Below are 581 nucleotides of genomic sequence, written 5' to 3'. Positions count from 1 at the left end.
ACGTTATGACGTTGAGACGTCTCTGCACGCAATTCATGCAACTGTTCGTTAAAGTCATTGTACGCTGCCGTTGCACAATCGGGTTCTTTAAGAATATTCTTGTACAGTTCATATTTTGCACGCGCCTTAATCAAATCAAACGCGTGCACAAACCATGGATGCTCCTCATCAACACTCTCTATCTCTGATAAACGCAATGGAGAGAGAATGAGTTGAATCTGATAGGCTCTATCCGGCGTGGGATAAAGATGTAATTTCCTATCAAAATAACTGTAACAAACCGGCGTTCCTTGCTGCTCTGATGATAACAAAGGCTCTAAAGAAACATGGTCCTTACACTCCAATGCAAACTTATGATGTTGATCAGAACTTAGATAAACGTTTTTGATTTTAACAGCTGTTTCAATAGGGCGGGTAGTGCTTGCATCATAAACACCTTGTCCCGCCCGTGTCTCAAACACCACATCACGGCTTTCGTTAAAGTAAAAGGTCTCTCGTTCACAAAAACGAATAGCTGCAAAAATGCTTTCTTGGATTTGATGAACATACTCATCGGCTATGTCATCAATCTCATCTTGAAT

The 581-nt window shown here is 41.0% G+C and carries 1 protein-coding gene; it reads right to left on the bottom strand.

What is annotated here, in order from left to right; all coding sequences use genetic code 11:
- On the bottom strand, positions 1-581 hold a 581-nt coding region (locus ACFINU_RS10350; RefSeq protein ID WP_375619082.1), incomplete at both ends, for a hypothetical protein.

The sequence above is a fragment of the Bartonella sp. AC130YNZD genome, from assembly GCF_042196865.1.
In the GTDB taxonomy this organism is placed as follows: domain Bacteria; phylum Pseudomonadota; class Alphaproteobacteria; order Rhizobiales; family Rhizobiaceae; genus Bartonella.
This window is presented reverse-complemented; position numbering and strand designations above follow the sequence as displayed.